Here is a 4,794-nt window from a genome sequence, read left to right on the forward strand (position 1 = left end):
GGTCGCGTTTGCCGATGTTTGGCACCGGCTTGGACCGGCCGGACGTAGTGACCGCGAATAATGGCGAGCATCCACGAAAGGCGAAATAGGGGGCGAAAGGCGATGAGCGGCCCTCGTGAGGTCCATGACGTGTTGAGCGGGCTGCTGCGGGAAGGCCAGCAGGCCACCCTGGAGGAGCTGCCGCTCCTGGCCTCCCGGCACGCCCCGCGCGTCGGCGTACGGCAGTGCCTGATCTATCTCACCGACCTGCAGCAGACCACGCTGCGGCTGCTCGCCCAGCACGACGGGCCGGCCGGTCACGCGGGCGCGCCGGACGACGTCGCCGAGGACAAGCCGCCCGACGAGCTGCGCATCGACGCCACCTTCGCCGGCCGCGCCTTCCAGGAGGTGCGCATCCTGCGCAAGCCCGCCGAGAGCGGCATGGAGTGCTGGTGGGTGCCGCTGTGCAACGGCGCCGAGCGGCTGGGCGTGCTGCGCGTCCTGGTGGAGGCGCCGGACAGCGCGGCGGAGGACGACGTGGTCGCCCTGGCCGGGCTGCTGGCGCTCCTGGTCGCCGGCAAGCGCTCCTTCAGCGACTCCTTCACCCACCTGGTGCGCTCGCGGCGGATGAACGTCGCCGCCGAGATGCTCTGGCACCTGCTGCCGCCGCTCACGTTCTCCAATGCCGAGGTGACGATCGCCGGCGTGCTGGAACCGGCCTACGAGGTCGGCGGCGACGCCTTCGACTACGCGCTCGGCGACGGCGACGTCCACCTGGCCATCTTCGACGCGATGGGCCACGACGTGGCCGCCGGGCTGACCGCCAACCTGGTCATGGCCGCCAGCCGCAACCTGCGCCGCCAGGGCGCCGACCTGGCCGAGGCGAGCGAGGCGATCGAGAACCTGATGCTGCGCGAGTTCGGGGAGACGGCCCGGTTCGTCACGGCCGTCATGGCCGACTTCGACCTGCGCACCGGCATCCTGTCGTGGGTGAACCGCGGCCACCACCCGCCGGTGCTCATCAGGGGCGGCCGCTGGATCACCACGCTGGAGTGCCCGCCGACGCCGCCGCTCGGGCTCGGCCTGGAACTCCCGGTGGACATCTGCCACGAACAGCTCGAACCGGGCGACCGGCTGCTCCTCTACACCGACGGCATCATCGAGGCGGGCCGCCCCCGCGGCGAGGAGTTCGGGATCGTACGGTTCGTCGACTTCATCGTCCGTCACTCCTGCGCCGACCTGCCGGTGCCCGAGACGCTGCGCCGGCTCATCAAGGACGTCATGGACCACCATGACGGCTGTCTCCAGGACGACGCGACGGTGCTCCTGACCGAATGGCACGGCCGCGCCGTCTGAATCCCGCCCTCACCGCAGGTCACCGGTGTGAACGGCGTGCCCGGGGGCAGCGGTGCGGGGATGAGGTTGCACGAGGTGTCGTCCTGGCGGGAGCTGGACGACGCGATCTGCGAGGCCAGCAGGCCGCGCGGAACCGGCCACGCGCATTCGCCGCTGGTCTTCCGCGGGCTGGCCCGCAGCACGTACTCGCACGTGTCGAGCCTGTCGCGGCTGCGCGGCGACTACGCCGCGCTGGAGCCGCACCTGGTGCGCAACTTCCGCAAGTACGCCTGCCGCGCCACGCCGGGGGAGACCGTGTGGGACTGGCTGGCGCTCGGCCGGCACCACGGGCTGCCCACCCGGCTGCTGGACTGGACGTTCTCGCCGCTGGTGGCGCTGCACTTCGCGACCGCGTCCTGGCCGGAGGACGACGGGGCGCTGCTGGCCGTCGACTGCGAGCGGGCGCACCGGCTGCTGCCCGGCCCGCTCCGCGCCGAGCTGGACCGGGAGGGTGCGCTGGTGTTCAGCACCGAGATGCTCGCGCGGGCGGCCCACGACCTGGAGGAGTTCGGCCGGCTGGGCGGGGACCGGCCGTTCCTGGCGTTCTTCGAGCCGCCGTCGCTGGACGAGCGGGTGGTGAACCAGTCGTCGGTGCTGTCGGCGACCTCGTCCCCCGCCTACCAGGTGCAGGAGTGGCTGGCCGCGCATCCGGAGCTGTGGCGGGGCTGGCTGGTCCCGGCCCGGATCAAGTCGGAGATCAGGGAACGGCTGGACCAGGCCGGCATCACCGAGCGGGTGCTGCTGCCAGGGCTGGACGGGCTGGCGGCCTGGCTGCGCCGCTACTACACGCCGGGAGAGGTCGACCGCGGCGCCGGGGAGGACGACGGCAGCACGATGGCCGGCGGCTCCGGGCGGCAGGAGGAGGGCTGGATGGGCGCGTAGGGCCCGGCCGCCCTGGCGGCCTCCGCGATCAGCGTGGCCGTCATGCCGCCGTGCTGGAGCGGGAACGTGTGCGCGCCCGGCGCCGTCACCGACCGGCCGGCGGGGGCGGTGATGGCCAGGCCGTCGGCCCACGCCTTCGGGCACATGCGGTCGCGGGCGCCCCGGACGACCAGCACCGGGCAGGAGATCTTGCCGATCAGGTATTCCGGCGCGTCGGCCTGCGCCGTGCGGACGCACCGCAACACCGCGGCCGGTCCGCCGCGCAGGAGGTATGGGAGCGTGGCGGGCAGCACGCCGGGCGGCTCGCGTACGACGGTGCGCAGGAAGGGCAGCACCAGCCGCGGCAGCGTCCGCTGGCGCGGCGGGAACGTCGGCCCGAGCAGCACGAGCGCCCGCACCCGCTCAGGGTGCGCGGCGGCGGCCCGCAGCGCGGCCTGGGCGCCGCTGGAGTGGCCGGCGAGGATCACGGGACCCTCGGGCACCGTCTCCAGCCAGGCGCCCAGCACGGCGGCGATGGCGGGCACCTCGGCCGGGCACGGCCGCGGGGGCCGGTGCCCGAACCCCGGCACGTCCAGCAGGAACGCGCGCGCCCACGAGGCGCAGCCGGCCAGCGTGTCCTTCATGTAGCCGACCGCGCCCAGGCCGGGCAGCAGCACGACCGTCTCGCCGCCGTGCCCCGCCTCCAGGCTGCGCACCCGGCGGCCGCCGGCGACGTCCCAGCGCTCACGCACCCGCAATCCGCTCACGAGCGACGCCCTACCTTTGTGCGAGGTGCTCAAACCCGGCGATGTTTCTCCGTCACACCGGTGCGCATTCCCCGGTGAAATGGTCCTGATAATGACAGGGAAATAAACCTCTCCACTTCTCCCGCATTCTTACATCCTCTGTTGAAACCAGGACGCGCCGGTGTCATGAAGTCCGCCCCGGCCGGGCCGGGCGGGGGTTCCGGTCCCGGGATAACGCGGTCACTCACCTGGTCACGGTGGTTACGGCCGATATCTGGCGAATGTCGGCGTGTCTTGACAGGTCCCTATTCTGGTCACCCAGGAGAGGCGTGTGATCACGCGTGAGGCGGCCTCCCGGCCCTCCTCCGTCGTGGCGGACGGGCGCCGCTCTGACGAAAAACCGCACCGGCCGGGAATTCTTGTCACGAGCCGATCGGTCAGAAGGGCGCGGTGCCCGCCGGACGTGCCGGGGCGGGCGGGCGGAGGCGTGCCCGCGACCAGATAGCGGGACGACCACCACTAGAACACCCCTGAATGGTATAAGTCAGACATAAACCCCAGAAGTTCTGGGATTCGGTTCGCCGCATCGGGGTTTCGGTCACATTCGGTCGTGAGGCACGCCTCTATCATCCCCCGACCGTCTCGGCAAGAGTTCTCCGGGCCTCATTTGTGTCGCGCTGACGGAAGATGCCGCGGGAATAGCGGCGTTGACGCGGCCAACCCAACCTGGATATAAGAGTTCTTGCCGCGCCACCGCGCTGCATCGCACGAAATGAAGTGACGCTTGGTAGTAATTCCTGATTTGTTCAGTTTGTACTGTGGTATTTGTCGAGGAGCGCCGTAACATGGCGATTGACGGCCTGTGCGTTGAGCGACGAATCCGCCACCCTTCGACAACCTTCACGGCTCGCCGGGGAGGTGCTGGACCATCACCGGCCTGACGGCGGCGCAACCCGCTTCCCACACCCTGGACTCTCCCATCGCCCGCACCCTGTTCTGCCTGCCCTACGCCGGAGGAGGGGCGAGCTCCTACCGCGGCCTGCTGCGCGAGCTCGACGGCCTCACGGTGACCCCCATCCAGCTCCCCGGCCGCGAGAACCGCATCACCGAGCCGCCCGCCTTCACCATCGGCGAGATCGCCGACGAGATCGAGCCCGCGACCGGCGAACCGTACGCGCTGTACGGGCACAGCATGGGCGCGCGGCTCGCCTTCGAAGTGGCGCGCGAGCTGCGCCGGCGCGGCCTGCCGCCGCCCGCGCGGCTGTACGTGGGCGGCGGGCACCCGCCGCATCGCAAGGTTCCCCTCGCCGCCACCGCGGACCTGCCGGACGAGACGTTCATCGACCAGCTCGTCCGCCGCGCCGGCGCGCTGCCGGAGCTCAAGCACGAACCCGAGCTGCGCGAGCTGCTGCTTCCGGTGCTGCGCGCCGACTTCGCCTGGATCAAGCGCTACCGGTACGAGCCCGAACCGCCCCTCGACACCCCGATCGTCGCCTTCACCGGCCTGGACGACGGCGAGGTGGCCGTCCCGGACCTGCTCGGCTGGGCCCGCCACACCACGGCCGGCTTCCGCCTGCGCACCCTGGTGGGCGGCCACCTGTTCGTCAAGGACCGGCCGGCCGACGTGGCGGCCCTCATCGCCGCCGACGTCGCCGGAACCCACCCCCTCCCGGCCTCCGACGAGATCCACCTCTGGCTGTCCACCCCGCCCACGGACGCCGAGGACCCGGAGGCGGCGCGGGTGCTGTCCGCCTACGGGGACGACCCGGACGGCGGGCTCATCGCGGTGAGCCACGGGGCCGGCGACCTCGCC

At 71.9% G+C, this 4,794-nt stretch carries 4 protein-coding genes; 3 read left to right on the forward strand and 1 reads right to left on the reverse strand.

Features of this window, described 5'->3' with window-relative positions:
* Window positions 1–102 precede the first annotated feature (102 nt).
* Both OUY22_RS35635 and OUY22_RS35640 read left to right on the forward strand, forming a co-directional pair.
* Window positions 103–1,335: a PP2C family protein-serine/threonine phosphatase gene (locus OUY22_RS35635; RefSeq protein WP_270159727.1), complete on the forward strand. Its 1,233-nt coding sequence runs from the start codon at window positions 103–105 to the stop codon at window positions 1,333–1,335.
* A gap of 60 nt (window positions 1,336–1,395) precedes the next feature.
* A complete protein-coding gene (locus tag OUY22_RS35640; protein WP_270159728.1) occupies window positions 1,396–2,256 on the forward strand; it encodes an FRG domain-containing protein in 861 nt (286 codons plus the stop codon).
* On the opposite strand, the gene OUY22_RS35645 is transcribed toward OUY22_RS35640, so the two are convergent.
* A complete protein-coding gene (locus OUY22_RS35645; protein ID WP_270159729.1) occupies window positions 2,157–3,002 on the reverse strand; it encodes an alpha/beta fold hydrolase in 846 nt (281 codons plus the stop codon). The two genes, OUY22_RS35640 and OUY22_RS35645, sit on opposite strands and share 100 nt — an antisense overlap.
* A gap of 970 nt (window positions 3,003–3,972) precedes the next feature.
* On the opposite strand from OUY22_RS35645, the gene OUY22_RS35650 reads away from it, so the two are divergent.
* The coding region (locus tag OUY22_RS35650) for a thioesterase II family protein (protein WP_270159730.1) at window positions 3,973–4,794 on the forward strand (822 nt) is incomplete at its 3' end.

The sequence above is a fragment of the Nonomuraea corallina genome (assembly GCF_027620315.1).
In the GTDB taxonomy this organism is placed as follows: Bacteria; Actinomycetota; Actinomycetes; order Streptosporangiales; family Streptosporangiaceae; genus Nonomuraea; species Nonomuraea corallina.